Genomic DNA, 24,251 nt, shown 5'->3' on the forward strand with positions numbered 1-24,251 from the left:
CAAGGAGTCCACTGCAATGGACGTGCTGATCAGTCAGCTCTTCACCGGGCTGAGTCTGGGATCCATTCTTCTGCTCGCCGCGCTCGGCCTGTCACTGACCTTCGGTCAGATGGGCGTCATCAACATGGCGCACGGCGAATTCATCATGGCCGGTTGTTACACGACCTACGTTGTGCAACAAGTCTTCTCATCGGCCGGAGTGTCGCTGGTCGTGTCCCTGCTGATGGGCTTCCTCATCGGCGGCCTGCTCGGCGCCGCCCTGGAAATGGGGCTGATCCGCTACATGTACGACCGGCCGCTGGACACGCTGCTCGTCACCTTCGGTGTCGGACTCGTGCTGCAGCAGGCCGCGCGTGACATCTTCGGCGCACCCGCCAAGAACGTGCTGGTGCCCGAATGGCTCAGTGGCGGCATCACTATCGCGGGCGCGGTCGTGCCGAAGACCCGCATCTTCATCCTGGTGCTGGCGATCGTCGCGGTGACCACCCTGGCCGCCGTGCTCAAGACCACCCCCATGGGTCGACGGATTCGCGCCGTCGTGCAGAACCGCGGACTGGCCGAAACCAGCGGCATCTCCAGCAGATTCACCGATATCAGCACGTTCTTCATCGGTTCCGGACTGGCCGGCGTCGCCGGTGTGGCGCTCACCCTGATCGGTTCGACGAGCCCCACCATCGGCCAGAGCTATCTGATCGACGCGTTCCTGGTGGTCGTGATCGGCGGCCTCGGCCAGATCAAGGGCACGGTGATCGCGGCGTTCGCGCTCGGCCTGCTCAACTCGTTCATCGAATACTCCACCACCGCGTCCATCGCGAAGGTGATCGTGTTCGTGCTGATCGTCGTCTTCCTGCAGGTCCGCCCGCAGGGCCTGTTCACCGTGCGGACGAGGAGCCTGGCATGACCGCACTCACCGAACGTCTCCGCGAATACCCGCGGCTCACCCCACTACTCGGCTTCGGCGTCGCGGCGATCCTGCTGTTCGCCGTCGCCCCTGCGGTGCTGAGCGATTTCCGCCTGAACCTACTGGCCAAGTTCATCTGCTTCGCCATCGTGGCCGCCGGCATCGGATTGGCCTGGGGCCGGGGCGGAATGCTCACCCTCGGCCAGGGCGTGTTCTTCGGCATCGGCGCCTACATCATGGCCATGCACATGCAGCTCGCCGACGCCGCCCGCCTCGGCAACGACGTCCCGGAGTTCATGGAGATCTCCGGCATCAGCGAACTCCCCGGTTTCTGGCAGCCGTTCAGCTCCGCGCCGGTCGCCATCCTCGGCATCCTGGTGCTGCCCGCGCTGGTCGCCGCCGTGCTCGGGTACGGCGTGTTCAAGCGCCGGGTGCGCGGCGCCTACTTCGCCATCCTGAGCCAGGCACTGGCCGCGGCGCTGGCGATCCTGCTCACCGGTCAGCAGGCCATCGGCGGCTTCACCGGGCTGTCGGACTTCCGCTCCTTCTTCGGATTCCGGCTCTCGGACCCGGCCAACCGGCAGATGCTGTTCTTCATCGCCGCGGCCACGCTGCTCGTGGTGGTGGCCCTGATCCGACAGCTCAACCGCAGCCGCTACGGCGAACTGCTCGTCGCGGTGCGGGACGCGGAGGAGCGGGTGCGCTTCCTCGGCTACGACCCCGCCAACATCAAGATCGTCGCGTACGTCGTGGCGGCATTCCTCGCCGGGATCGCGGGTGCGTTGTTCACCCCGATCGTCGGCATCATCTCCCCCGCCGACATCGGCGTGATCCCGTCGATCGCTTTCCTCATCGGTGTCGCCATCGGTGGCCGCACCACGCTGCTCGGGCCGATTCTCGGCGCGATCGGCGTCGCCTGGGCGCAGACCTCGCTGTCGGAGTCGTTCCCGTCGGGCTGGACCTACATGCAGGGCATCCTGTTCATCGTGGTCGTCGGCTTCATCCCCGCCGGGCTGGCCGGGCTGTGGCCGATGTTCAAGGGCTGGCTCGACAGCCGTAAGAAGCTGCCACCCGCACCGGAAGAACCCGCCGCCGTCGTCACCGAGGAGAAGGTGCAAGCGCGATGACACTCGAACCCAAAGCCGGCGGTAACGCGGGCATGGACAGCGACTACCTCGAAATTCGTGGTCTTTCCGTCAGTTTCGACGGTTTCAAGGCCGTCACCGATGTCGATCTCACGGTGCTGCAGGGCGACCTGCGGTTCCTGATCGGCCCGAACGGCGCGGGCAAGACCACGCTGATCGATGCCATCACCGGCCTCGTCCCGGCGACCGGTTCGGCGCAGAAGTCGGGCACCGAACTCCTCGGCAAGAAAGTGCACCAGATCGCGCGCCTCGGCATCGGGCGCACCTTCCAGACGGCCAGTGTGTTCGAGCAGCTCACCGTGTTGCAGAACCTGGATATCGCGGCGGGCGCCGGGCGTTCGGCACTGTCGCTGCTGCGTATGCGCAAGTCCGTGCTGCCGAGTATCGAAGAGGCGTTGGAGACAACGGGTCTCACCGCACTGCGGGACAAGCCCGCCGGGGTGCTCGCGCACGGGCAGAAGCAGTGGCTCGAGATCGGCATGCTGCTGGTGCAGAACGCGTCGGTGCTGCTACTCGACGAGCCCGTCGCGGGCATGAGCGCCGAGGAGCGCGAGGAGACCGGAAACCTGTTGCGCCGCATCGGCAGTGATCGCGTGGTGGTCGTCGTCGAGCACGACATGGACTTCATGCGGTCCTTCGCCACCTCGGTCACCGTGCTCGCGGGCGGCAAGGTCCTCAGCGAGGGCAGCGTCGAACAGGTGCAGGCCGATCCCAAGGTGCAAGAGGTCTATCTCGGCACCGCGACCCTGGTCGCGACAGACAAGGAGTCGGCCGATGCTTGAGCTACACGACATCCGTTCCGGATACGGGCGCACCGAGGTCATCCACGGTGTCAGCATGACCGTGCCCGACGACAGCGTCGTCGCGATCATGGGCCACAACGGCGCGGGCAAGACCACGCTGCTGCGCGCGGCGGTGGGGCTGCTGCCCACCAAGTCGGGCACCATCACCTTCGACGGCGAGAAGATCACCAAACTCTCTCCCTCGCAACGGGTCAAGCGCGGAATCGGTTATGTGCCGCAGGGCCAGCAGAGCTTCGGACAGCTCACCACCGCCGAGAACCTGCAGGTGGTCGCGGACGGACGCAAGCGCGGCAAGGCGCTGATCGACGAATCCCTCGATCTGTTCCCCGCGCTGAAGGACCTGCTCACCCGCAAGGCGGGCCTGCTCTCGGGCGGGCAACGTCAGCAGCTGGCCATTGCCAGGGCGCTGATCACCGAGCCGAAACTGCTCATCCTCGACGAACCCACCGAGGGCATCCAGCCGTCGGTGGTCGCCGAAATCGAGCGCACCATCATCGAATTGACGCAGCGCGGCGGTTTGAGCGTGCTCCTGGTGGAGCAGCACATCGGCTTCGCACTGCAGGCCGCGCAGCAGTACTACGTGCTGCACTCGGGGCATCTCGGCTCGACCGGGGCAGGCGGGGCAGGCGCGGAATCCGCGGTCCGCGCGGCGATGGCGATCTGATCGCAGCGGCGCAGATGGCCGGGAGGGGATCGGGCGAGGACGCGCGTCCCGCCGGCGGCCGGCGGCGGGTGCCGCTGGCCGCCCGCGTCTACGACGAACTCCGCCACGACCTCGCCACCGGGGAACTGGCGCCGACCGAACGGCTGCGCGCCGAACGGCTGGCCCAGCGCTACGGCGTCTCGCGCACCCCGGTGCGCGAGGCCCTGGCCCGGCTCCAGGCCGACGGGCTCGTGCAGCGACATCCCGACGGTCTCTACCTGTACCGGCCACGCCTGAACGAACTCGACGAGCTCTACGAACTACGAATCGTGCTGGAATCCCGTGGTTTTCAGCGTATCGCCGCGGGTGGTTCCGTCCAGGTGCACATCCCGGCCGAGCACGACCTGCCCACCGTGCGCGCCGAGCTGGCCCGCTGGCTCGAATACCGCGACACCCCACCGGAACCCGGGCCCGACCTGGTCGCCGCCGACGAGCGGTTCCACACCGAACTGCTCAGGGCGGCGGGCAATTCCGCCCTCGCCGAGGCACTGGCCGCCGTCTACCTGCGGGTTCGCCCGGTGCGCACGATGGATGTGCCGACCGCCGAGCGGGTGGCGGCCATGACAGCCGATCACATCACCATCGCCGAACAGGTGCTCGCCGGGGACGACGAACAGGCCCTGCACACGCTCACCGCCCACATCGACTCCTCCCGCGCGCACGTCCGGGTGCGCGCCGAGCAGGCGATCGCCTTCACCAAACTCGGTCGCGCCGTGCGGGATTGATCAGCACTCCGGCTGGAACGGCCAGCACTCGGTCTTGCGCGGAGTCGCCGACGTGGGCGCACGGGTGGTCGAGGTCTGCGAGGTGTCCGACATCGGACGCGGATGCGGCGAATCCTGGATCAGCGCCACGCCGACGACCACGAAGACGACGAAGATGCCGAGCACCGCGGCGGCGAACAGTCCGATGCCGACGAGCTTTCCCCGGCGCGACGGATCAGGCGGTGGGGCAGGCTCGCTGAATTTACGCACCTGCGGCGCCACCGGAGTCGGCGCGCGTCGATGGGTGTCGAAGCCCTCCTCGACCAGCTCGGCGCGTGACGGCGCTTCGACCACACCGAGCGCCGTGCAGGTGGTGAGCACGCGCTCGACCGTCCATTCGCGCGGCCCCGCCGAGAACCCTTCCAGGTATACCCGCAGCTCATGCGCATCGACGCTGTTCGCGACCAGCACGTCCAGACCCGGCCGCAGCGCGGTGCGCGCCGGCCGCACCACCACGCCCCGATACGGCACGAGCACCACCGCGCCGGAGACATGCCTGCTGTCCTGCAACGCCCGCTCCAGCGCGACCCGCACCGCGTGCACCCCGTGTTCGACCCGGTCGGTGAGACCGTTCGACGCGTCGGCTTCTAAATCCAGCGGACTGTCGCTGATCATCCAGGTGCCGTCGGCGGCGGCGGTGAGCAGCCCGCTCTGCCGTCGCCGGAAACCCTTCACCTCGAGCACCGTGATCCCGCGCGGCGTCACGATCACCGCGCCGAGCCGCCGGTCACCCACCCGGCAGTCGACCAGCGCGAGCCCCGTACTCGGATAGGCGCGCAGGCAGTCCACGAGCTCACGCTCGGCGCCGGTGAGCTCGGCACCCGGTCTGATCCGAACCAGCATGTGCGATGTTCCCCTACCAGTGCTGCGACCTCACACCGCCGCTGCGCGCTGCGGTACCCACCGATCATGACGCGCAACTGTCCCGAAAACCACTGGAAACCAAAGAAAACCGGCACGAATACAGGAGTGGCCCCTGGAGCGGATACCGGCGAGTACGCTCCGATCCTGGCCGACGATGTTCGAGAAGACAGGTGGACCAGAGATGGAATCAGCGCCCCTACCACGCGTTTCGCCGGGCCGGTTCGGTGAACTCGGGCCGATCAACTGGGTTGTCTGGCAAGTGCTTTCCCGTGCGTCGGGCACCGAGGACGCGCATCTGTTCAGCACCCTCGGTCGCACCGGCGGGCTCTTTCGCGGCTGGCTGCATTTCTCCGGCAAGCTCATGCCGGGTGGCAGGTTGCCGCGCGCCGAGGCCGAGCTGGTGATCCTGCGCGTCGCTCAGCTGCGCGAATGCGACTACGAGGCCGACCATCATCGTCGATTGGGCCGCAAGGCGGGCCTGTCGGCAGTCGAGATCGAGCGGGTTGCCGCAGGTCCCGAGGCCGAGGGCTGGACTCCCCGGCAGCGGGCACTGCTGAATGTCGCCGATCAGCTGGTGAGCACCCGCAACGTGGACGACGCGGCGTGGAACGCGCTGGCCGAGCACTACGACGAGCGGACGCTGATCGAGATCGTGCTGCTGATCAACCAGTACGAGGGGCTGGCGTCGACCATCACGACCTTGCGGATCGAGCGTGACACGTTCTGACTGTGTGACCCACGTCATATAGCGAGTCGCCGTAGAGTCTCCCACAGTAAAGACGTACAACGTACGGAGTTCACTGCCACCGAGGAGACCCCATGCAGATCAGCGCTTCCGCCCTCTCGCTCAATGTCGCCGACCCCCAGGCCTCGGCCCAGTTCCTGATCGACCACCTCGGCTTCACCGAGAAGATGGCCGCCGACGGGTTCGTCAATGTGACGCGGGCCGACGCGGGCATGGACGTGATCTACCTGCGCACCGGCCTCGGCTCGTTCAAGCCCGCCCGCATCGCGGGCAGCGCGGGCGAGGGACTGCTCGTCGTGTTCGTCGTCGACGACATCGACCGCGAATACGACCGCTTGCGGGCCGAGGGCGTCCCGATCGAGACGCCCATCGAAACCGAGGAGTGGGGCGAGCGGTACTTCCAGATGACCGACCCCAACGGGATCGTCATCCAGCTCGTGCAATGGGTGTGATCAGCGGCGGGCGACGCGCAGCGCGGCCACGATCATCGGGATCTGCAACGGCAGCCGCGCCAGCACGCCTGCCTTGAAAGCCTTGGCCGCCTTCGGATTACCGACCACATCCACCGTCATCTGGATATTGGCCGGGAAGACACCGACGAACAGCGCCGCGGCCAGCCAGCCACCCAGCCGACGGGTGCGCGGCACCGCCAGCGCGGTCGCCACGCCCAGCTCGGCAACCCCGGACCCGTACGTATAGGTCCGCGGGTTGCCGGGCAGCTGCGGCGGCACGATCTTGTCGAACGGCTTCGGCGCGAGGAAGTGCAGGATGCCCATGAAGAACAACAGCCCACTCAACCAGGAGTGCGCCGTTGCGCCCCTCCGGGTATTCGAGCCAGACCGCGGCGCGGGGCTAGGTGACGTTGGCGGGCGGAGGTCGCTCATCTGGCCAGGTTAGCCCGTGCCCGGTGAGTTACCCATGCGCTGCCGTCAACGACGGCGGCGACTACTGCGCGAAGACCGTGGCGGCGGAGGTGGCCGGGCGGCCGAGGAGCTTGGTCAGATCGCCGGTGGTTACCTCCAGCAGGCCCTCGCCGATGCCGGCATCGGCGTCGGCGAGGACGGCGGCGTACTGCTCCTCGAGACCCGCCGCGCGCAGGGCTGCCGCGTAATCGTCCTTGGCGAGGTCGGCGTAACGGACCGGGGAGCCCTTCGCCTCGGTGGCCGCGGCCGCGAGGTCGGCGCCGGTCAGAGCCTGGTCACCGCCCAGTTCGTAAATGCGGCCCTCATGCCCCTCGCCGGTCAGCACGCGCGCGGCTGCCTCCGCGTAGTCGGCGCGTGCGGCGCCGGAGACACGACCCTGGGCCATCGCGCCGTGGAGGACGCCGGACTGGGCCGCGTTCGCGACGGCGCCGGCGTAGTTCTCCCAGTACCAGCTGTTGCGCAGCAGTACCGTCGGCACGGCGGCGCTCGCCAGCACCTCTTCGGTGCCGCGATGCTCGGCGGCCAGCAGCATCGGATTGCTGTCGGCGCGCGGAATGCTGGTGTAGGCCAGCAGTTCGACCCCGGCGCGCTCGGCGGCGCGAAGCACGTTGGTGTGCTGGGCTACTCGCTTGCCGAACTCGTTGCCCGAGATCAGCAGCACCCGGTCCACACCGGCCAGGGCGGCGTCGAGGGCCGCCGGATCGTCGTAGGACGCCTGCCGCACTTGCGCGCCGCGCGCGGCGAGGTCGGCCACCTTGGCCGGATCGCGCACGATCGCGACCGGTCGCTCCCCTGCGGCGAGCAGAGCCTCCACGACCAACCGGCCGAGCTTTCCGCCTGCTGCTGTCACTGCCACGGTCATTTCTGCCTCCATCGGTGCAAGTACTAACTATTAGTAAGCACTATGCCTTCAGTGGGCACTTGCGTCAAGTAGGTACGATGGATCCATGCCCGAGACGACCCCCGCGGATCACGACCCCACGCTGGAAGCCGACGTCTTCGCGCGCAATTGCCATTCCCGCCCCGTCCTGCAGAACATCACCGGACGGTGGGGTGTACTCGCTCTGGTCGCGCTGCTCGACGGGCCGGTCCGGTTCAGCGCCCTGCGCCGCCGGGTCGACGGTGTGAGCGAGCGCATGCTCTCGCAAACCCTGCAGGCGCTGGAACGCGACGGCATGGTCCATCGCGAGGTGCTCGAAGCGATCCCACCCCGCGTCGAATACACCCTCACCGAACTGGGCACGACGGTCGCGAACCAGCTGAAGTCGCTGATCGTCGTCGTGGAATCCAATATGGACACCGTCCGCGCGGCGCAGGACACCTACCACCGCGCAGGTGGCATCGACCAATGATCGGCTCAGCGCGCGAGTAGCTCCGAGACAGTGACGAATCGGTAGCCCTGCGCGCGCAATCCGTGCACGATCTCCGGCACCGCGGCAAGAGATTCGGGCCCGTACATGACGTGCAGCAGGATGATCGATCCCGGTCGGGTCTCGGCGAGGGTGTCGCCCACGATGGCCTCCCGTGACGCGCCCCCCGCGGAATCGGGCTCCACATCCCAGGTCACCGAGGTGCGATCGTGGTCGGCGAGGTAGTGCGGCAGCGTCCACAGTTTCTTGCCGTACGGCGGGCGGAAACTGATCGGCCCCGGATAGCCGGCGCGACGGATCTCGGCGTCGGTCCGCTCGATCTCCTCGCGCACGGTGTCGCCGGAAACCAGCACCATGCGCCGGTGCGAATAGGAGTGATTCCCGATCTCGTGGCCCGCGCCCACGATCGCCGCACCGTATTCGGGATGCGCGGCCAGGTCCTCGCCGACCAGGTAGAAGGTCGCGGGAACCTGTAATTCCCCCAGCGTCCGCAACACGTCCGGCGTCCGCGCGGTGGGTCCGTCGTCGAAGGTCAACGCGACGACCTTCTCGTCGGTCTCGACCCGATCGACCAGCCGACCCGCCACCTGATAGGTCCGCGAATTCGTCAACACATACAGACCGGCCAGCACCGCCGAAACCACGACGATGCCGACAACCCCGCCCACCAACCACCGACGCATGGACAGACGGTAACTCACCGGGCCGGATCAGCCCGGTGAGTTGTCCGGGTACCTACGCGATGACCTGGGTGATGTCGCCGGGGTTCAGGTAGTCGAAGAAGCGGTGGGCGCCGTCTTCGGTCATGCGCACACAACCGTGTGATTTCGAATCGACCGGACCCACGTGGAATGCCATGTCGCCGTTGAAGAACGTGGCCCAGCGCATCGGCGCATTGTGCATCGTGCTCCAGTGGAATTCCCGCTTGAAGGAAATCTTGGTCACCGCGGGCGGCGTTTCGAAGCCGGCCATGCCGTGCGAGATCGGCGTGGGTCCGAAGATCACCCGGCCGTTGTCGACCAGCCACGCCTCGTTCGTCGACAACCGCATGCACGCCCTGGCTTCGACGACCGGGCACGGCGATGCGGTGGGAACGATGGCGGGAACACCGGGAACGTCCGGGCCACCGGGGAAAAGAGGTTCAGCGACGGCCGGTGTCACCGTACCGAGTCCGGCCACAGCGACCGCGGCTATTGCCGCCATCCGTGCTGTCCAACCGAAAATGCTCATCGAGTTTCGACCCTCTCTGTCCGCCTCTCCGCGCCTTGTGCCGGTCGTTAGGTACGACGACAGCGCGGTGCCGGGCTGGCGGTCACGATGGAGTCAGCTTGTGGGCGTGCCCGGCGAGTTACCCATGTACTCACAAGATCAGGTGTTGCGACTAACAAGCGAACGAAAGAGCTACAGAGATCATCGGTTACAGGCTTCGATTCACCAAATCAACGCCCGGAAAAATACCGAATAGAAACCAAAAGACCGGGCACGCGATCGCGCACCCGGCCTTTTCGACTGATAGGTCAGAAGTTGATCATGTGCCCCGCGAGGCCGTGGATCGCTTCCTGCACCGCTTCGCTCAGCGTCGGGTGGGTGTGCACATTGCGGGCCACCTCGTTGACGGTGAGGTCCCACTTCTGGGCGAGGGTGAGTTCCGGCAGCAGCTCGGACACGTCGGGGCCGATCAGGTGGCCGCCGAGGAGCTCGCCGTGCGTGCCGTCGGCGATCAGCTTCACGAAGCCGGTCGGGTCGCCGAGGCCGTGTGCCTTGCCGTTGGCCTGGAACGGGAAGTTCGCGACCTTCACGTCGTAGCCCTCGTCGCGGGCCTGCTGCTCGGTGAGACCGAAGCTGGCGACCTGCGGCTGACAGAAGGTGGCGCGCGGCATCATCCGGTAGTCGCCCAGGGTCATCGTCTCGGCGCCGCCGATGGTCTCGGCCGCGACCACGCCCTGCGCCTCCGCCACGTGGGCGAGCTGCAGCTTGGCGGTGACGTCACCGATCGCGTAGATGTGCCCCACGTTGGTGCGCATGTAGTCGTCGATCTCGATGGCGCCACGGTCGGTGAGCGCGACGCCGGTGGTCTCCAGGCCGTAGCCTTCCACCCGCGGCGCGAAGCCGACGGCCTGCAGCACCTTGTCGACCGTGACGGTCTCGATCGCGCCGGACTTGTTGTCCTTGATCTGGACGGTGACCTTGGAGCCGTCGTCGTCGATCGACTGCACGGCCGCACCGGTGCTGATGGTGATGCCGAGCTTCTTGTACTGCTTGGTGATCTCTTTGGAGACGTCGGCGTCCTCGTTGGGCAGCGCGCGGTCGAGGAACTCCACGATCCGCACGTCGACGCCGTAGTTCTTGAGGACGTAGGCGAACTCCATGCCGATCGCGCCGGCGCCGACGATCAGAATCGAGCCGGGTAGGTCACGGGTGAGGATCTGCTCCTCGTAGGTGACCACGTTCTCGGAGAGCTGGGTGCCCGGCAGCAGCTTGGTGGTGGTGCCGGTGGCGATGATGACGTTGTCGAACGTGAGCGTCTCGGCGCCGCCCTTGGTGAGGGCCACGTCGATCGAGTTCGGGCCGGTGAAGGTACCGAGGCCGTCGAACTCGTCGATCTTGTTCTTCTTCATCAGGAAGTGCACGCCCTTGACCCGGCCGTCGGCCACCTTGCGGCTGCGGTCGAAGGCGGCACCGAAGTCGAAGCTGACCTCACCGGAGATGCCGAAGGTCTTGGCTTCCTTGTGGAAGATATGGGCCAGCTCGGCGTTGCGCAGCAGTGCCTTGGACGGGATGCAGCCCACGTTCAGGCACACGCCACCCCAGTATTTCTGCTCGACAATCGCTGTTCGCAGGCCGAGTTGAGCGGCACGGATCGCGGCGACATATCCGCCGGGACCAGCGCCGAGAACGACGACATCGTAGTGGGAAGTCACGTCACCGAGCCTAACTCTGTTTCGAGGAGTTCACCCACCCGTCCCCCACATAGGTGAGATGTGCCCCGACCCGGCCGCCGGTCACCGTCGACGCGGGCGCGGCGAGGCCAGATCGGTAGCGCCGAGCACTTTGCGCAAGGTGGCGGCGAGGGCCTCGAGTTCGCCGGGGTCCGCGTGGGCTCCGAGCCGGCGTTCGATGCCGTCGAGGTAGTGCGGTGCGGCCGCACGGAACCGCTGCCTGCCGAGTTCGGTGATGGCGACGATCGCGGATCGGCCGTCGTCGGGGTTGTGTTCGCGGCGCAGGAGGCCGTTCGACTCCAGTTCCGCGACAAGGCGGCTCACCCTGGTGCGGCTGAGGACGACCTTCTCGCCGAGGTCGCTCATCCGCATCGGTCCGGCGGCGTCCAGTTCGAGCAGGACGTCGTACCAGGTCAGCGGGAGTCCGGCGGCTTTGCGCAGTTCGGCGTCGAGCTCGGGAACGAGAGCGGCGTGCACCTGTAGCAGCGCGGCCCACGCGGCTACCGCGGGACGACGGGACGACTGTTCGTTCGGCACCACCCCACCCTAACCACTTGCGTGCGTGCGCACACAACTAGTAGCGTGTGCACGCACACAAATTCTTTCGAACGACATGAGGTGAACCCATGACCGCACTCATCACCCGCGACGAACTGGTCGCGGAAATCGCGGCGAACAGCGTGATCGTGCTCGACGCCCTCGGCCCCGAGTACTACGCGAAAGCCCACCTGCCCGGTGCGCTGAACCTGACCGGGGACGAGGTTGCCGACCGCGCCGCCGACCTGCTCCCCGACCGCGACGCCGCCATCGTGACCTACTGCTCGAACGCGGCGTGCGGCAACAGCGAGGCCGTCGCGATGAAGCTGGAAGCGCTGGGCTACACCAACATTCGCAAGTACCGCGAGGGCATCCAGGACTGGTCCGACGCGGGCTTGGCCATCGAAACCTCGGCCTGAGCACAACCTCGGCCCGCCATCGCTCACCACCGCGCCCAGTACTGTCGGTCCGGTGAGCGGTGGCGCGTCGGCGGAGGGAATCGGTAGCCGGCTCGATGGCACCGCGTCCACCCACCTCGTCCGTCTGCTCGTTCGGGCAGCCAGGGAGGCGGACGTGGCCGAGGACCAGCTGGCCCGCGTGGCCGGCATCGACGAGGCGACTCTGCGCGGCGAGCTCAATCGGATCCCGATGGGTTCGCTGTTGCGACTGTGGGAATTGATCGCGCAGGCCCGGCCCGGCGCCGGATCAGGGGCCGCGATCGCCGCCGCCGCACCACTGGGCTCACTGAACACCTGGGACTATCTGGTGACAACCGGTGCGACACTCGCCGATTCGCTGCGCGCGGCGCAGCCGTACCACCGCCTGGTCACCGCGGCCACCGAAGGTTTCGACCTGTCCGGCGACGGTGATCTCACCATCGGCTACCGGACTTCGGCCAGCGATCCGGCGGTGGCCTCGGTGGTCAACGAGTACGTGCTCGCCTACTACTTGCGCCGCGCGCGCGAAGCGACCGGCCGACCGCTCGTGCCGACCCGGGTGAGCTTCGGTCACGCCGCCCCGGCCGAACACTCCGGGCTGGTGGCCGTATTCGGTACCGCCGATATCGACTTCGACGCCGAATCGGACGCGATCACCTTCCACGCCGACGACGCCAACGCACCGCTCACCCGCGCGGATCCGATGCTGGCCGACTTGATGCGCAGCCACGCCGACCTGGTCCTGGCCTCCGCCCGCCCGATCTCCGATCCGCTCGACGCCTTTCGTATCGCCCTCGGCGCGGCACTGGACGCGGGCGACCCAGCCCTGCTCCGAGTCGCGAAAAGCCTTGCCATGAGCCAGCGCACCCTGCAACGCCACCTCGCCGAACACGGCACGTCCTGGCGCGACGAACTCGACCTGCTCCGTCACGAACGGGCGAAAACCCTGCTGGACCAGGGACACAGCACCGCCACCGTCGCCGCCCGCCTCGCGTTCACCGACGACCGAGCACTGCGCAAGGCCTTCCACCGCTGGACCGGCACCTCGCCCACCGCGACCCGCTAGTCGCGCTCACCGGGCCGCAGCGCTCCCACGATCTCGTCGGCGAGCAGCAGACTGGCCAGGCCGTGACCGTGTTTCTCCCGCCGCACGAGGGAGATGACGTTGTCGCTGAAGGCGTCGCGGACCGGCCGGAAGACCAGACGGCCGTCGCGCATTTCCTCGGCGATGTCGAATTCGCTGAGGAAGGCGATGGCCTCGCCGGACGTCGCGAGCCGTTTCATGGTCTCGATCGAGTTGGTGTGAAACGCGGGCTGGATATCGAGATCGGCTTTCGCGAAAGCCTCGGCGACGATGCCGTGGATCACCATCGAGCGATCGGCGAAGATCAGCGGAAAGGGCGTGCACTGCGCGAGCGGGACCGTGTCCATGACCGCCAGCGGATGATGCGGGGAGACAACGACTCCGAGCCGGGTGTTGATCCGCCAATAGGTCTCCAGCCGCGTGGACGACGGAATATTGAAACCGAGACCGAGGTCGGCCTCGCTGTTCTCGACCGCCTGCACGATATCGAGGGTCGACATGGTGCGGATCGATATCCTGACCTGCGGATGACGGGTACGAAACGTCGCCGCGGCGGTGGCGACGACGCTGCTGGCCAGGCCGGTCATCGTGGCGATCACGACCTCACCGCTGCCGAGGGCACGCAGATCGCGGATATCGGCCACCGTTTCCCGGTATTGCCGCAGCGTCTGCCGGATGTGCGCGAGCAGCGCCTCACCCGCCGGGGTCAGGCGCATGCCGCGGGGCAGGCGCTCGAACAGCGGCTGGTCGAGTTCGGCCTCGAACAGCAGGATCTGGCGGTTGATCGCCGAGGGTGCCACGTGCAGGCGGGCACCGGCCGCGCGGATGGACCCGAGACGGGCCACCTCGTCGATGTACTGCAGCAATCGCGAATGGAGCACCGCGCACCTCCTCCTCGGAACTGTACGAAAATTTAGTACACCTCGTGCGAAAACGCATGCTTGTGGGCAACGGTGTTTGTCGCGTCCAATCAATACAGGCAAGCGACAGTGAATTTTCGAAGTGAGGACCACCATGGCCCAGCAGAATTCGACGACCGACGACATCACCGAGGTCGCCACCCACGATGACCACGTACGGATGATCTTCGGCATCTTGGAAGGGGAGCGAGAAGCCGACCTGCTGCTGCGCAATCTGCATATCGTCGATGTGCACACCGAATCCGTTTACCCCGGTTCACTACTGGTCCACGGTGAGCGCATCATCGCGCTGAATCCCGACGAATCGATCGTGCGATACCGCGAATCCTTCGACGGCGAGGGTCTTTACGCGATTCCGGGCCTGATCGACGCGCATCTGCACTTCGAATCCCAGCTCGCGCATCCGGCGGCATTCGGCGAGGCGATCGTGCCGAGCGGAACGACCACCGTTTTCGGGGAAACGCTCGATTTCGCCAGTGCCGCGGGCGAAGACGCGATCGACGCCGCCCGCGCGCTGTTCGCCGACCACGAGAAGCTGCCGTACCGGCTCTATGCCTTCGCACCGGGAAAGAAGACCTCACCCGAGATCACCGAGGCGATGCTGGCGATGGATCCGGTGATCGGCCTCGGCGAACTGGCCCACCTGTCCTATATGACCGGCAACGCCGACGATTTCCGCAAGTCCGCGCTCGGACGCGCGAACGCGGGAGTCGTGAACTGCCACTGGGGCGTCACCTCGCTGTCGGACATGCTGCTGAATTACATGCCCGCCATCGGCGTCGACAACAACCACGACGTCTGGAACGAAGACGATATCGAGAAGAGCCTCCGCTACGGGCTCAATACCCAGATCAAATTCGGCGTCGGCAGTCCCGAGGTTATTCGAACGATGCTGCGCGCCATCGTGAAACGCCGCTGGCCCGCCGAGAACTTCCAGCTGTGCGCTGACAATATCTCGGTGGATCGGGTGCTGCGGCAAGGCCATATCGACTGGGTCATCTCGCTGGCCGTCGAGATGGGCATGCCGCCGATCCAGGCGATCAAGATGGGCACGCTCTACACCGCGCGCTCCTTCCACAAGGACCGCGACCTCGGTTCGCTGAGCCCGGGACGATTCGCCGACATCGTGCTGACCGACAGCCTCTCCAAGATCAACCCCCGCTATGTGTTCAAGGGCGGCAAGCTCGTCGCCAAGGACCGTCGCCTGCTCGAGCCGGTCGGCATCGACTACTCGGTCCTGGCCAAGCAGCCCCGGCCCGGCCTCGCCGACCTGCGCGCCGAGCAGCTCGAGCTCACCCCGATCGAGGTCTCCGAGGACGGCACGCGGGCGAAAGTACTGCTCTTCGACGTGTACGGGCGCGGGCATCTCAAGTTCGCGCAGGAGGTCTGGGTCCCGGTGCGCGACGGTGTCGTCGTCCCCGAGTTCGAAGGCGTTCGCCTCAACCGGATCTCGGTCGTGCAGCGCTACGCCGACGGGCCGCGCCACATAGTCAACGCGCTGTTCAAAGGCGTTTCGCTCGACCGCGGCGCGGTCTCGACCTTCTGGCCCGCTCCGGCGGCCTACTTCGTGGTCGTCGGCAGCGACAGTACCGAGATGCGCGAGAACCTCCGGCACTTGGACGCTCTGGTCGGCGGCTGCGTGGTGACCGAGGACGCGCAGGTGAAAGCCGTTCTGCCGCTGGACTTCTACGGGGTGATGGCCGATATGGACCTCGCCGAACTCGTCGAGTCGACCCGCTCGATCGACGACGCGCTGGCGAAGCTGGGCAACCACAACGAAGGTGAGCCGGTCGTCAACAAGCTACTCACACTGTTCATCTCGCTCGACCGCTTCGGCTTCATGAAATAGCCTCGGCTACCAGAGCAAGGGATCCACCGCTATGCAACACGACAACGACGCGGCAGTCATCGACAACGGAAACAAGGTCCGCCGCTGGATCACCTACGTCGCCGGAATCTATATCCTCACTCTCGGCCTCAGCCTCGCCATCAGGGCCGGGATCGGCATCTCCCCGCAGAGCAGCCTCACCCGCACGATGACGCTGGTGTTCACGCCGCTGAGCCAGGGCAACTACAACCTCATCCTCGAGGTCATCATGCTCGGCCTGACCTTCCTGGTCAGACCGAAGGCTTTCAAGGCCGGCTACCTGCTCTCGATGATTCCGGCGCTGGTCCTTGCGGTGCTGCTCGACGTGAACCTGTGGCTCACCGAGTGGATCCAGCTCGAGCCGTACGCGGCCAACGTCGTTCTGCTGGTCTTCGCCGACGCGATGCTGGCCTTGGGCCTGTTCATGATGATCCGGGCGAACCTGATCCTGATGCCGATCGATCTGTTCGTGAACACGATCCAGCAGAAGACCGGCCGGAAGTGGGGCAACATCAAGACGGTGTTCGACTGCACGCTGCTGGCGCTGTCGGCGGGCATCGGCCTGCTGTTCCTCGGCGCACCGCATTTCATTCGCGAGGGCACGATCGTCAACGCGATCCTCGTCGGGCAATACGTGAAGGGGTACTTCTTCCTCTACGAGAAGTTCGTGGCGCGCAAGCGCTCGGCCGCGCTGGTGCCGACGCCCGTCGCCGACTAGGAGAAACCACCACCGCCCGGTCTGTCGTGAACGGACCGGGCGGTGGCGTGCGCGGACCTGGGAAGGTGAACCCGGCCGCCATAACGTAGTTACCACCGGCGAGAAACACCGGCTGACCTCGAAAGAAGGCTCGATCATGTCGAACACGGCCACCCGCGCACTGCCCACCTTCACCCGCGAGATCCACCTCGCCGCCCGCCCGAACGGCGCACCGGTCGCCGGAGACTTCGCTCTCGTCGAACGGGAACTGCCGGAGCTGGGCGAAGGCCAGATCCTGGTCCGCAACACCTGGATGTCGGTCGACCCGTACATGCGCGGCCGGATGGACGACAAGGCTTCCTACATCCCGCCGTTCGAACTCGGTGCGGCCCTCGACGGTTCCGCCGTCGGCGAGGTGATCGCCTCCCGCTCGGCCGATATCGCGGTCGGCGCGACGGTCTCGCACTTCGCGGGCTGGCGCGAACACGCCGTCGTCGACGCCGGAACCGCCACCCCGATCGACCCGGAACTCGCCGCGCCGCAGCACTTCCTGAGCGTGCTCGGCACCACGGGCCTGACCGCCTACGCCGCACTCACCGATGTCGCTCGGGTCGAGCCGGGCGACACGGTGTTCATCTCCGCCGCGGCGGGAGCGGTGGGCAGCGTGGCGGGCCGGATCGCCAAGGCGCTCGGCGCGAAGCGGGTGATCGGCTCGGCAGGCGGTCCCGTCAAGACCCGGAAGTTGCTCGAGGAGTTCGGTTTCGACGCGGCGATCGACTACCGCGCCGGCGATCTCGGCGGTCAGCTCACCGCCGCCGCACCCGACGGCGTCGACGTCTACCTCGACAGCGTCGGCGGCGAACACCTGAAGGTCGCCATCGAGGCGCTCAACCAGCACGGCCGGGTCGCCCTGGTCGGCGCGATCAGCGGCTACAACGGCGCCACCGCCCAGCAGACCCCTGACCTCTACCTCGCGGCGACGAAGGAGATCACTCTGCGCGGCATGCTGGTGACCAGCTACTTCCCGATCTTCGGCGAGTACATCGCCAAGGCCGCGGGCTGGCTCGCCGACGGCACCCTGACCACCACCGAAACCGTCTACGAGGGCCTCGACCAGGCCCCCGCCGCGTTCCTCGGCGTCCTCACCGGCGCCAACACCGGCAAAATGCTCGTCCGCCTCGCCTGAGCGACACCCGGAACGCCCCGCCGCGCACCGAACCGGTCCGGCGGGGTGAACCCGGTCGATCAACCGGCTTGGGCACAGGTCATGCCCGCCAGACGTGGCTCGCGGCCCGGGCGAAGTTGCCGCCGAAGATCGCCGCGCGCTCGGCGGGCGTGAACCCACGGTCCGCGAGGAGCTCGTCCAGACCCGGCACATCGGATTCACCGAGCAGGTCCTCGGGCGGGGTCCACTGGAGTGGGCCCCATTTCGTGTAGGACTCGGAGAACGCACCGGGATTGTCGCGGATCTCGTCGTTGAACTCCTGACCGTCGAACGAATAGTCCGACCCGATCCCGATGTGGTCGATGCCGACCAGATCGACCCCGTACCTGATGTGGTCGGCGATCGCCGTGACCCGCTCGGCGCGGGCGGCGGGCTCGTTGCGGCCGAGGAAGATACCGACGCCGTTCACGCCGATCACCCCGCCCGTGGCGGCACACGCGCGGGCCTGTTCGTCGGTGATGTTGCGCGGATGCTCCCACAGCGCGGCGAAATTGGAGTGGCTGTAGATCATCGGGACCGAGGTGTGCGTGGCGATGTCGAGCCCGGTGCGGCGCGAGCAGTGCGAGCCGTCGGCGAACATCCCGACCCCGTTGAGCTTGCGCACCAAGTCTTTTCCGTACCCGGTGAGCCCGGTGTCCTCGGTGTCGAGGCAACCGCAACCCGCCGCGTTCGCATGGTTGTAGGTGGGCAGCAGCGAACGCACGCCGAGGTCGTAGAACAGTTCCACATTGTCGAGATCGCCGTCGAGCGGCCCGGAATCCTCCAGATCGAAGGCCAGCGAGATCACCTCCGGCGCACCGATATCGCCGACCCGATCCACCAGCCGGAAGCGCGGATCCGCCCCCGCGTCGTCCCGGAGCCGGTGCAGCAGAGCCAGCGAATCGTCCTTGGTCTGCGCCGAATACCCGACGTTCACCGACAGATACGACCCCAACGGATACCGAGCCAGTTCGGCGACCCGCGCCGTGTGCCGCAACGGCAGACAGCAGTGCTGCTCCCACAGGAACACATCCACCTCCGGTTGACTCGTGACCTGCGATCCTACGTTTCGCGGCGCATTCGACACCGGACCGACGCTAACGCGATGTCTGATCCGTTCGATAAATCGGTACTGCTCCGCTAGCCCGAAGGCCCCAGATCAAAGGCGGTGCGACATGCGTCGCTTCCTCGTCCTCCTCGCCATACTCGCCGCCTGCGTCGGTCTCTCGACGCTGCCCGCGGCCGCCACTCCGTCCTACTGCGGCCTCGACTGGGGTTCACAGGACAAGACGTCTTCGAACTACTCCACCGCCACCGTCGCCGATGTTCGCGTGGTCCGCCACGAGTGCTTCGACCGACTCGTCATCGACCTGTCCGGGCCCGTCGCCGGCTACCTCGTCGGGTACGTCGGCACCGTCACCCAGGACGGCTCCGGCGCGACCGTCCCCCTCCGGGGCGGCGGGTTCCTCCAGATCGCGGTCCTCGCCCCCGCCTACGACAACGCGGGCAACAGCACCTACAACCCGTCGAACCGCACCGACCTGCTCTCGACGAGCGGCTATCCGACCTTCCGCCAAGTCGCGTTCGCCGGCTCCTTCGAAGGCCGGACCACCTTCGGCCTCGGCGTTCGCGCCCGCCTCCCCTTCCGCGTGAGCACCCTGGACAACCCCGCCCGCGTCGTCATCGATGTCGCCCACCACTGGTGACCGCACGCGCCTGACATCGGCGCGGGTCGCAGCGCGCCCGACATGCGAATCCTCACATCGGCAACAATGTGGGGATGAGCGGCGTTGAAGAGAACGTGACCGATCCCTATCTCTGGCTCGAGGACGTGACCGACGAGGGCGCGCTGGACTGGGCGCGCGCCCGCAACGACGTGGTGGGGCGGCGGTTCGCGGCAACCGACCGATTCGCCGAGATGGAGCGTCGCGTCCTGGCGATGCTCGACGACGACACCAAGATCGCCTATCCCGGCAGACGGGGGCCGTGGCTGTACAACTTCTGGCGTGATGCCGAGCACCAGCGCGGGTTGTGGCGGCGGACCACGTTCGAGTCATACGCCACCGACGCCCCCGAGTGGGATGTGCTGATCGACGTCGACGCGCTGGCCGAGGCCGACGGGGAGAACTGGGTGTGGGCGGGCGCCGCGGTGCTGCGGCCGTCGCAGGAGCGCGCCATCATCCACCTGTCCCGTGGCGGTGCCGACGCGACCGTCGAGCGCGAATTCGACCTGACCACCAGGCAATTCATCGCACCCGAGGACGGCGGATTCTTCGTGGCGGAGGCGAAGTCGCGGATCGGCTGGATCGATGCCGACACCGTCTACATCGGCACCGATTTCGGGCCGGGATCCCTCACCGATTCCGGATACCCGCGCATCGCCAAGCGCTGGCGGCGTGGCACCGAATTGTCCGCTGCCGAAACGGTGTTCGAGGGCAAGTCGAGCGATGTCTCGATCGGCGCCGGATACGACCGTCACCCCGGCTACGAGCGGCACTACCTGCACCGGTCGACGGACTTCTTCAACAGCGAGGTGTCGCTGCTCGACGGCGGGGAGTGGCGGCTGATCGAGACCCCCACCGACGCGGACGTGGACTGGTACCGCGACTGGCTGCTGGTGCGCTTGAAGACCGAGTGGACACCGGGCGACACCACCTTCGCTCCCGGCAGCCTGCTGGTCACCGATCTGAACGAATTCCTCTCAGGGGAACGGGAATTCGAGGTCCTCTTCGCCCCGGATCCGCACACCTCACTGGAATCGTGGGGCTGGACCGAGAACCACCTGATCCTCACCACCCTGCACGATGTGCAGACCGGATTCCGCGTGCTCACCCCCGGCCCGGACGGCTGGGCGAGCAGCGAGCTCGCCGACTCCCCCGCCATGTCGTCCACCTCGGTGGCCAACCTCGACCCGCTCGAGGGCGGCGACGAGTTCATGCTCACCACAACCGGTTTCACCACGCCGACCACGTTGCTCAGCAGCGCGATCGGCGATACCGCGGTAACGCTGAAGCAGGCCCCCGGCTACTTCGACGCCACCGGCATCGAGACCGAACAGTTCTTCGCGACCTCCGACGACGGAACCGCGGTGCCCTACTTCGTGATCCGCCATCGCGACCGGCGCGGCACACCGGGTCCGACGATCATGAACGGGTACGGCGGCTTCGAAATCTCCAAGACTCCGGCCTATCTCGGCTCGGCGGGCATGAACTGGCTCGAACGCGGCGGCACCTACGTGATGACCAACATCCGTGGCGGCGGCGAGTACGGTCCCGAATGGCACACGGCCGCACTGAAGGAGCACCGCCACCGCGCCTACGAGGACTTCGCCGCGGTGGCCCGCGACCTGGTCACCCGCGGGGTCACCACCCCCGATCGGCTCGGCGCGATCGGCGGCAGCAACGGCGGCCTGCTGATGGGCGTGATGCTCACCCGCTACCCGGAACTGTTCGGCGCCATCGTCTGCCAGGTGCCGCTGCTGGACATGAAGCGCTATCACCTGCTGCTGGCAGGCGCGTCGTGGGTGGCTGAATACGGCGACCCCGACAAGCCGGAGGAGTGGGCCTACATCAGCGAGTACTCGCCGTATCAGAACACCGACACCGGCAAGCAGTACCCACCGATCCTGCTCGCCACCTCCACCCGCGACGACCGGGTCCATCCCGGGCACGCGCGAAAGATGGCCGCGCTCCTGGAGTCCCAGAATCGCACCGTCTGGTACTACGAGAACATCGAGGGTGGTCACGGCGGCGCCGCGGACAACAAGCAGTCGGCGTACCTGTCCGCGCTGGTCTACGAGTTCTTCATCCAGATGCTGATCGAGGGGCGCCGCTCGGCCTGAGGTCAGCGGTCGCGCAACCACTTCTCCACCGCGTCGACGGTGGAGTCCGGATTGGTGATCCAGCCGTTGTGCCCGAGGGCCTCCGGCTGGAACCACCGGGTGATCTGCGCGCCGGGCAGCTTGCCCAGCAGGTGATCCGCGGAGGTCTGCGGGGCCATGTCGTCACCGGCGACGGTGATCGACAGCACCGGGAACTTCAGCCGCGACATCCGCTCGTCGTAGTCGATATCGGCGCCGACGGGCACGAAGCGCCCGGTACGCGCCAGCCTGGCCCAGTCCGACATGAGAACTTTGGACTGCCTGCCGTAGGCGCGCTTGCCGAGCAGGTCCCCCGGCCAGAACCCGGCCAGGTTCGATGCCACCGCCACCGCCGCGGTGCCCACCAGCACGCCCGGACCGAACACCCCGCGATACCCACGGAAATACGGTGTGCCGGACGCGATCAGGATCAGGCCACCGAGCCTGCCGCGCACCCGCGCCGCGTACATCGCCGCGAGTTGCCCGCCCATGCTGTGGCCGAGCAGGTACGGCGTGCTGGCGGGGAACCGGTTGCGCACCGCGGCCAGCATCGCCGGGAAGTCCACCGAGACCAATTCGTGGTAGCCGTAGGTGCTCTCGCCATCGGGACGGTGGGTGCTCTCGCCCTGACCGCGCAATTCACCGATGGCGACATCGAATCCGCACGCGGCCAGCCGGTGTCCGAAGTACTCGTAGAACTCGCCCGGCACAGCCAGACCGGGGACGATGACCACGACCGCGCGTGGAGCGTCCGGGGTGACCGGATGCCGGTGCGCGCCGGTGGCCGGAATGAGACGCACCGGCAAGGTGCTGCCGTCGGGTACCTGGATCGGGACGATCTCGACCCGCGCCATCAAGCCCCGACCGCGCCCAGGATCACCCGGCTCAGCACCTTGATCACCTCGTCGAGCGGCGGGCGTGGGTCGCTGCCGCTCCAGCCGTCGACCACGTAGTTCACCGCGCCGATGACGGCGAGCACTCGCAGTTCGTAGTCGCCGGGCGGGATTTCGCCGTGCATGGCCGCGTCCTCGGCGGCGCTGGCCAGCAGCGAACCCCACACGCGGCGCAGTTCCAGACGGAACTTCTCGACTTTGGGGCCTGCTCCGACCACCTCGACCAACGCGACCCGCGCCTTGCGGGGGTCGCTGCCGATCGACTCGACGTAGGCCCGCACGGCCGCATCGATCTGCTCGAGGACGGTCGCCTCGGACTTGTCCTCGAGCGCGGTAGCCACCGCCTCGCGCGAATGCCGGTCGATCTGCTCGTACAGCTCCAGCAGCAGAGATTCGCGACCGGTGAACTCCTCGTAGAACTGTCGAGACGATAGTCCCGCGTCCTTACAGATCGCACCGACCGAACTGTTGGCATACCCGTCGCGCGCGAAGACCGTCAGGCCTGACTCCAGAAAACGCGCACGCCGCTGGCGTTGCCGGTCCTCTACGGGTTGCCCGGCATACATTCGTCCCGTATTCGCATCCTGTGACATTGTCGCTGACAATACCGAAGGGCCTGATCCCCTCGTCATGGATCAGGCCCTTCGGCTGCCCAATCGGCCAACCGCGCGTTAGCCGAAAGATGGCTACAGACGGCTCAGTTGCCCGAGCCCTGCACCGAACCGGTGCTCAGCGAGCTGGTGAGCAGGCCGAGCAGCAGGGTCAGGATGTTGCCGTCGCTGCTGTCATCAGTGATGTTGTAAAGCATGTGTCACTCCAAGTCGATGTTTTGTGACTTCGTTGTCACTGGCCATTTGCCGTCTCGGACGATACCCAGTGACAATGTGAAGCGGGAGTGTTTTAAAGGAATTTTCTAGAATTTTTTGTCGTGGGACACAAGACCAAGGAACTCGGGGCGCACGCGGGCCCGACATGAGCCGATTCACTCACGACAACGAAGCCGTCGACAGCACGAGATCGTGAATATCGGCATCGCCGACACGTCATCGACGCGCTGGGGCAACCGCGATGTGAAACGTGAGTGTACCGAAGCGCGGTACCCGCATCCGCCGAACCGGGAAGTAACCGTCGCGATGAGCCCGGCCCGACGGATCCGCGAGCAACCGATGTGACTGCCGGACAGTCGAATACGGCGTACCGGGATCAGCGCACGGTGCGACAAATCATTGCCGGCGAGCGCTGGGCACGGTACTCCTGTTCCCATGACCACTCCGCTGAGCGGCGGGCCCGAGCCCGTCGGCGACTACTGAAGCGACGGGCCGGGGGTGAGCGCCGACAGGCGGAACAGCCGCGACAATCTGTGCCGTAGGGATTCTCGTCGCCGGACAGCTCTCCGTGGCGCTGCCGATACTCGGCGACCCGACCGAGGCACAGGACACCGGCCGCGGCGCGGCGACCCGGACAATCCCTGCTTTCGGGCTCGCCTACCGCGTCGGCCCTCCGGTCACCGGCCCGCCGTGGAACCGAGGGAGCCCGGTGATCGCCGGGAGTCCGACGGCCTGGTCCACCCCTGCGGTGATCGCGGAGCGGAATTCG

Annotated in this window: 26 protein-coding genes; 15 read left to right on the plus strand and 11 right to left on the minus strand. The window is 66.9% G+C overall.

Features of this window, described 5'->3' with window-relative positions; translation table 11 throughout:
- Positions 1–16: 16 nt before the first annotated feature.
- The 5 genes from urtB to ACFULV_RS11610 are packed head-to-tail and all read left to right on the plus strand — an operon-like array spanning position 17 to position 4,277.
- Positions 17–901 carry an urea ABC transporter permease subunit UrtB gene (gene urtB / locus ACFULV_RS11590; RefSeq protein ID WP_378655655.1) on the plus strand — a complete coding sequence of 295 codons (885 nt, stop codon included), beginning with the start codon at positions 17–19 and terminating at the stop codon, positions 899–901.
- Positions 898–2,028 carry an urea ABC transporter permease subunit UrtC gene (gene urtC, locus ACFULV_RS11595; RefSeq protein ID WP_378655658.1) on the plus strand — a complete coding sequence of 377 codons (1,131 nt, stop codon included), beginning with the start codon at positions 898–900 and terminating at the stop codon, positions 2,026–2,028. Before urtB ends, urtC begins: the two co-directional genes overlap by 4 nt.
- Positions 2,025–2,828, plus strand: coding sequence for an urea ABC transporter ATP-binding protein UrtD (gene urtD / locus ACFULV_RS11600; RefSeq protein ID WP_378655661.1), 804 nt, complete (start codon positions 2,025–2,027; stop codon positions 2,826–2,828). The genes urtC and urtD overlap by 4 nt, the downstream gene beginning before the upstream one ends.
- A complete protein-coding gene (gene urtE / locus ACFULV_RS11605) occupies positions 2,821–3,513 on the plus strand; it encodes an urea ABC transporter ATP-binding subunit UrtE (protein ID WP_056814706.1) in 693 nt (230 codons plus the stop codon). Before urtD ends, urtE begins: the two co-directional genes overlap by 8 nt.
- Positions 3,514–3,527: 14 nt before the next feature.
- Complete coding sequence (locus ACFULV_RS11610; protein WP_378655663.1) at positions 3,528–4,277, plus strand: GntR family transcriptional regulator; 750 nt, start codon at positions 3,528–3,530, stop codon at positions 4,275–4,277.
- Here the strand turns inward: ACFULV_RS11610 and ACFULV_RS11615 are convergent, their stop codons facing one another.
- On the minus strand, positions 4,278–5,159 hold the full coding sequence (locus ACFULV_RS11615) for an NERD domain-containing protein (RefSeq protein ID WP_378655665.1): 882 nt from the start codon (positions 5,157–5,159) through the stop codon (positions 4,278–4,280).
- Between the two features lie 202 nt (positions 5,160–5,361).
- Between ACFULV_RS11615 and ACFULV_RS11620 the strand changes: the two genes are divergently transcribed.
- Both ACFULV_RS11620 and ACFULV_RS11625 read left to right on the plus strand, forming a co-directional pair.
- On the plus strand, positions 5,362–5,907 hold the full coding sequence (locus tag ACFULV_RS11620; RefSeq protein WP_378633916.1) for a carboxymuconolactone decarboxylase family protein: 546 nt from the start codon (positions 5,362–5,364) through the stop codon (positions 5,905–5,907).
- A gap of 92 nt (positions 5,908–5,999) precedes the next feature.
- Positions 6,000–6,377: a VOC family protein gene (locus tag ACFULV_RS11625; protein ID WP_378633914.1), complete on the plus strand. Its 378-nt coding sequence runs from the start codon at positions 6,000–6,002 to the stop codon at positions 6,375–6,377.
- Here ACFULV_RS11625 and ACFULV_RS11630 read toward each other — a convergent pair whose 3' ends face one another.
- Together ACFULV_RS11630 and ACFULV_RS11635 are read right to left on the minus strand one after the other, a co-directional pair.
- Positions 6,378–6,701 carry a hypothetical protein gene (locus tag ACFULV_RS11630; protein ID WP_378655962.1) on the minus strand — a complete coding sequence of 108 codons (324 nt, stop codon included), beginning with the start codon at positions 6,699–6,701 and terminating at the stop codon, positions 6,378–6,380. It lies immediately after the preceding gene.
- Positions 6,702–6,870: 169 nt separating this feature from the next.
- Complete coding sequence (locus ACFULV_RS11635; protein ID WP_378655668.1) at positions 6,871–7,710, minus strand: NmrA family NAD(P)-binding protein; 840 nt, start codon at positions 7,708–7,710, stop codon at positions 6,871–6,873.
- An 85-nt stretch (positions 7,711–7,795) separates the two neighbouring features.
- Here ACFULV_RS11635 and ACFULV_RS11640 point away from each other — a divergent pair, with 85 nt between their 5' ends.
- Positions 7,796–8,200: a winged helix-turn-helix transcriptional regulator gene (locus tag ACFULV_RS11640; RefSeq protein ID WP_378655669.1), complete on the plus strand. Its 405-nt coding sequence runs from the start codon at positions 7,796–7,798 to the stop codon at positions 8,198–8,200.
- Between the two features lie 5 nt (positions 8,201–8,205).
- On the opposite strand, the gene ACFULV_RS11645 is transcribed toward ACFULV_RS11640, so the two are convergent.
- The 4 genes from ACFULV_RS11645 to ACFULV_RS11660 all read right to left on the minus strand — a co-directional run bounded on the left by ACFULV_RS11645 (position 8,206) and on the right by ACFULV_RS11660 (position 11,694).
- Complete coding sequence (locus ACFULV_RS11645; protein ID WP_378655672.1) at positions 8,206–8,901, minus strand: polysaccharide deacetylase family protein; 696 nt, start codon at positions 8,899–8,901, stop codon at positions 8,206–8,208.
- Positions 8,902–8,953: 52 nt separating this feature from the next.
- Complete coding sequence (locus tag ACFULV_RS11650; RefSeq protein ID WP_378633903.1) at positions 8,954–9,448, minus strand: L,D-transpeptidase; 495 nt, start codon at positions 9,446–9,448, stop codon at positions 8,954–8,956.
- Between the two features lie 287 nt (positions 9,449–9,735).
- Positions 9,736–11,139, minus strand: coding sequence for a dihydrolipoyl dehydrogenase (gene lpdA, locus ACFULV_RS11655; RefSeq protein ID WP_378655675.1), 1,404 nt, complete (start codon positions 11,137–11,139; stop codon positions 9,736–9,738).
- 81 nt (positions 11,140–11,220) lie between these two features.
- Complete coding sequence (locus ACFULV_RS11660) at positions 11,221–11,694, minus strand: MarR family winged helix-turn-helix transcriptional regulator (RefSeq protein WP_378655678.1); 474 nt, start codon at positions 11,692–11,694, stop codon at positions 11,221–11,223.
- A gap of 89 nt (positions 11,695–11,783) precedes the next feature.
- On the opposite strand from ACFULV_RS11660, the gene ACFULV_RS11665 reads away from it, so the two are divergent.
- Both ACFULV_RS11665 and ACFULV_RS11670 read left to right on the plus strand, forming a co-directional pair.
- Positions 11,784–12,113 (plus strand): rhodanese-like domain-containing protein, encoded by a 330-nt coding sequence (locus ACFULV_RS11665; RefSeq protein WP_378655681.1) that lies wholly within the window; start codon positions 11,784–11,786, stop codon positions 12,111–12,113.
- Positions 12,114–12,165: 52 nt separating this feature from the next.
- A complete protein-coding gene (locus ACFULV_RS11670; RefSeq protein ID WP_378655684.1) occupies positions 12,166–13,197 on the plus strand; it encodes an AraC family transcriptional regulator ligand-binding domain-containing protein in 1,032 nt (343 codons plus the stop codon).
- Here the strand turns inward: ACFULV_RS11670 and ACFULV_RS11675 are convergent.
- Positions 13,194–14,096: a LysR family transcriptional regulator gene (locus tag ACFULV_RS11675; protein ID WP_378655687.1), complete on the minus strand. Its 903-nt coding sequence runs from the start codon at positions 14,094–14,096 to the stop codon at positions 13,194–13,196. The two genes, ACFULV_RS11670 and ACFULV_RS11675, sit on opposite strands and share 4 nt — an antisense overlap.
- Before the next feature lie 133 nt (positions 14,097–14,229).
- On the opposite strand from ACFULV_RS11675, the gene ACFULV_RS11680 reads away from it, so the two are divergent.
- The 3 genes from ACFULV_RS11680 to ACFULV_RS11690 all read left to right on the plus strand — a co-directional run bounded on the left by ACFULV_RS11680 (position 14,230) and on the right by ACFULV_RS11690 (position 17,885).
- Positions 14,230–15,984 carry an adenine deaminase C-terminal domain-containing protein gene (locus ACFULV_RS11680; RefSeq protein ID WP_378655690.1) on the plus strand — a complete coding sequence of 585 codons (1,755 nt, stop codon included), beginning with the start codon at positions 14,230–14,232 and terminating at the stop codon, positions 15,982–15,984.
- A 31-nt stretch (positions 15,985–16,015) separates the two neighbouring features.
- Positions 16,016–16,720, plus strand: a complete 705-nt coding sequence (locus ACFULV_RS11685) for a YitT family protein (protein WP_378633889.1) — start codon at positions 16,016–16,018, stop codon at positions 16,718–16,720.
- A 136-nt stretch (positions 16,721–16,856) separates the two neighbouring features.
- Positions 16,857–17,885 carry an NADP-dependent oxidoreductase gene (locus tag ACFULV_RS11690; protein ID WP_378655693.1) on the plus strand — a complete coding sequence of 343 codons (1,029 nt, stop codon included), beginning with the start codon at positions 16,857–16,859 and terminating at the stop codon, positions 17,883–17,885.
- 79 nt (positions 17,886–17,964) lie between these two features.
- Here ACFULV_RS11690 and ACFULV_RS11695 read toward each other — a convergent pair whose 3' ends face one another.
- Positions 17,965–18,939 (minus strand): dipeptidase, encoded by a 975-nt coding sequence (locus ACFULV_RS11695; RefSeq protein WP_378655696.1) that lies wholly within the window; start codon positions 18,937–18,939, stop codon positions 17,965–17,967.
- A 139-nt stretch (positions 18,940–19,078) separates the two neighbouring features.
- Here ACFULV_RS11695 and ACFULV_RS11700 point away from each other — a divergent pair, with 139 nt between their 5' ends.
- Together ACFULV_RS11700 and ACFULV_RS11705 are read left to right on the plus strand one after the other, a co-directional pair.
- Positions 19,079–19,609: a hypothetical protein gene (locus ACFULV_RS11700; protein ID WP_378655699.1), complete on the plus strand. Its 531-nt coding sequence runs from the start codon at positions 19,079–19,081 to the stop codon at positions 19,607–19,609.
- Positions 19,610–19,683: 74 nt separating this feature from the next.
- Complete coding sequence (locus ACFULV_RS11705) at positions 19,684–21,744, plus strand: prolyl oligopeptidase family protein (protein WP_378655701.1); 2,061 nt, start codon at positions 19,684–19,686, stop codon at positions 21,742–21,744.
- Between the two features lie 2 nt (positions 21,745–21,746).
- Here the strand turns inward: ACFULV_RS11705 and ACFULV_RS11710 are convergent, their stop codons facing one another.
- Positions 21,747–22,616 (minus strand): alpha/beta fold hydrolase, encoded by an 870-nt coding sequence (locus tag ACFULV_RS11710; RefSeq protein ID WP_378655704.1) that lies wholly within the window; start codon positions 22,614–22,616, stop codon positions 21,747–21,749.
- Positions 22,616–23,248, minus strand: a complete 633-nt coding sequence (locus tag ACFULV_RS11715; RefSeq protein ID WP_378633875.1) for a TetR/AcrR family transcriptional regulator — start codon at positions 23,246–23,248, stop codon at positions 22,616–22,618. The genes ACFULV_RS11710 and ACFULV_RS11715 overlap by 1 nt, the downstream gene beginning before the upstream one ends.
- Positions 23,249–24,251: the final 1,003 nt, after the last annotated feature.

The sequence above is a fragment of the Nocardia sp. NPDC057272 genome (assembly GCF_042668615.1).
Lineage (GTDB): Bacteria > Actinomycetota > Actinomycetes > Mycobacteriales > Mycobacteriaceae > Nocardia.

What these genes read in the sequence shown, in the direction of transcription:
- ACFULV_RS11615 (WP_378655665.1), bottom strand. Translation starts at nt 5,159, where the DNA reads ATGCTGGTTCGGATCAGACCGGGTGCCGAGCTCACCGGCGCCGAGCGT.
- ACFULV_RS11635 (WP_378655668.1), bottom strand. Translation starts at nt 7,710, where the DNA reads ATGACCGTGGCAGTGACAGCAGCAGGCGGAAAGCTCGGCCGGTTGGTC.
- urtE (WP_056814706.1), top strand. Translation starts at nt 2,821, where the DNA reads ATGCTTGAGCTACACGACATCCGTTCCGGATACGGGCGCACCGAGGTC.
- ACFULV_RS11630 (WP_378655962.1), bottom strand. Translation starts at nt 6,701, where the DNA reads ATGGGCATCCTGCACTTCCTCGCGCCGAAGCCGTTCGACAAGATCGTG.
- ACFULV_RS11650 (WP_378633903.1), bottom strand. Translation starts at nt 9,448, where the DNA reads ATGAGCATTTTCGGTTGGACAGCACGGATGGCGGCAATAGCCGCGGTC.
- ACFULV_RS11705 (WP_378655701.1), top strand. Translation starts at nt 19,684, where the DNA reads ATGAGCGGCGTTGAAGAGAACGTGACCGATCCCTATCTCTGGCTCGAG.
- ACFULV_RS11710 (WP_378655704.1), bottom strand. Translation starts at nt 22,616, where the DNA reads ATGGCGCGGGTCGAGATCGTCCCGATCCAGGTACCCGACGGCAGCACC.
- ACFULV_RS11685 (WP_378633889.1), top strand. Translation starts at nt 16,016, where the DNA reads ATGCAACACGACAACGACGCGGCAGTCATCGACAACGGAAACAAGGTC.
- urtC (WP_378655658.1), top strand. Translation starts at nt 898, where the DNA reads ATGACCGCACTCACCGAACGTCTCCGCGAATACCCGCGGCTCACCCCA.
- ACFULV_RS11640 (WP_378655669.1), top strand. Translation starts at nt 7,796, where the DNA reads ATGCCCGAGACGACCCCCGCGGATCACGACCCCACGCTGGAAGCCGAC.
- ACFULV_RS11610 (WP_378655663.1), top strand. Translation starts at nt 3,528, where the DNA reads ATGGCCGGGAGGGGATCGGGCGAGGACGCGCGTCCCGCCGGCGGCCGG.
- ACFULV_RS11680 (WP_378655690.1), top strand. Translation starts at nt 14,230, where the DNA reads ATGGCCCAGCAGAATTCGACGACCGACGACATCACCGAGGTCGCCACC.
- ACFULV_RS11700 (WP_378655699.1), top strand. Translation starts at nt 19,079, where the DNA reads ATGCGTCGCTTCCTCGTCCTCCTCGCCATACTCGCCGCCTGCGTCGGT.
- ACFULV_RS11620 (WP_378633916.1), top strand. Translation starts at nt 5,362, where the DNA reads ATGGAATCAGCGCCCCTACCACGCGTTTCGCCGGGCCGGTTCGGTGAA.
- ACFULV_RS11665 (WP_378655681.1), top strand. Translation starts at nt 11,784, where the DNA reads ATGACCGCACTCATCACCCGCGACGAACTGGTCGCGGAAATCGCGGCG.
- ACFULV_RS11715 (WP_378633875.1), bottom strand. Translation starts at nt 23,248, where the DNA reads ATGTCACAGGATGCGAATACGGGACGAATGTATGCCGGGCAACCCGTA.
- urtD (WP_378655661.1), top strand. Translation starts at nt 2,025, where the DNA reads ATGACACTCGAACCCAAAGCCGGCGGTAACGCGGGCATGGACAGCGAC.
- urtB (WP_378655655.1), top strand. Translation starts at nt 17, where the DNA reads ATGGACGTGCTGATCAGTCAGCTCTTCACCGGGCTGAGTCTGGGATCC.
- ACFULV_RS11645 (WP_378655672.1), bottom strand. Translation starts at nt 8,901, where the DNA reads ATGCGTCGGTGGTTGGTGGGCGGGGTTGTCGGCATCGTCGTGGTTTCG.
- ACFULV_RS11690 (WP_378655693.1), top strand. Translation starts at nt 16,857, where the DNA reads ATGTCGAACACGGCCACCCGCGCACTGCCCACCTTCACCCGCGAGATC.
- ACFULV_RS11625 (WP_378633914.1), top strand. Translation starts at nt 6,000, where the DNA reads ATGCAGATCAGCGCTTCCGCCCTCTCGCTCAATGTCGCCGACCCCCAG.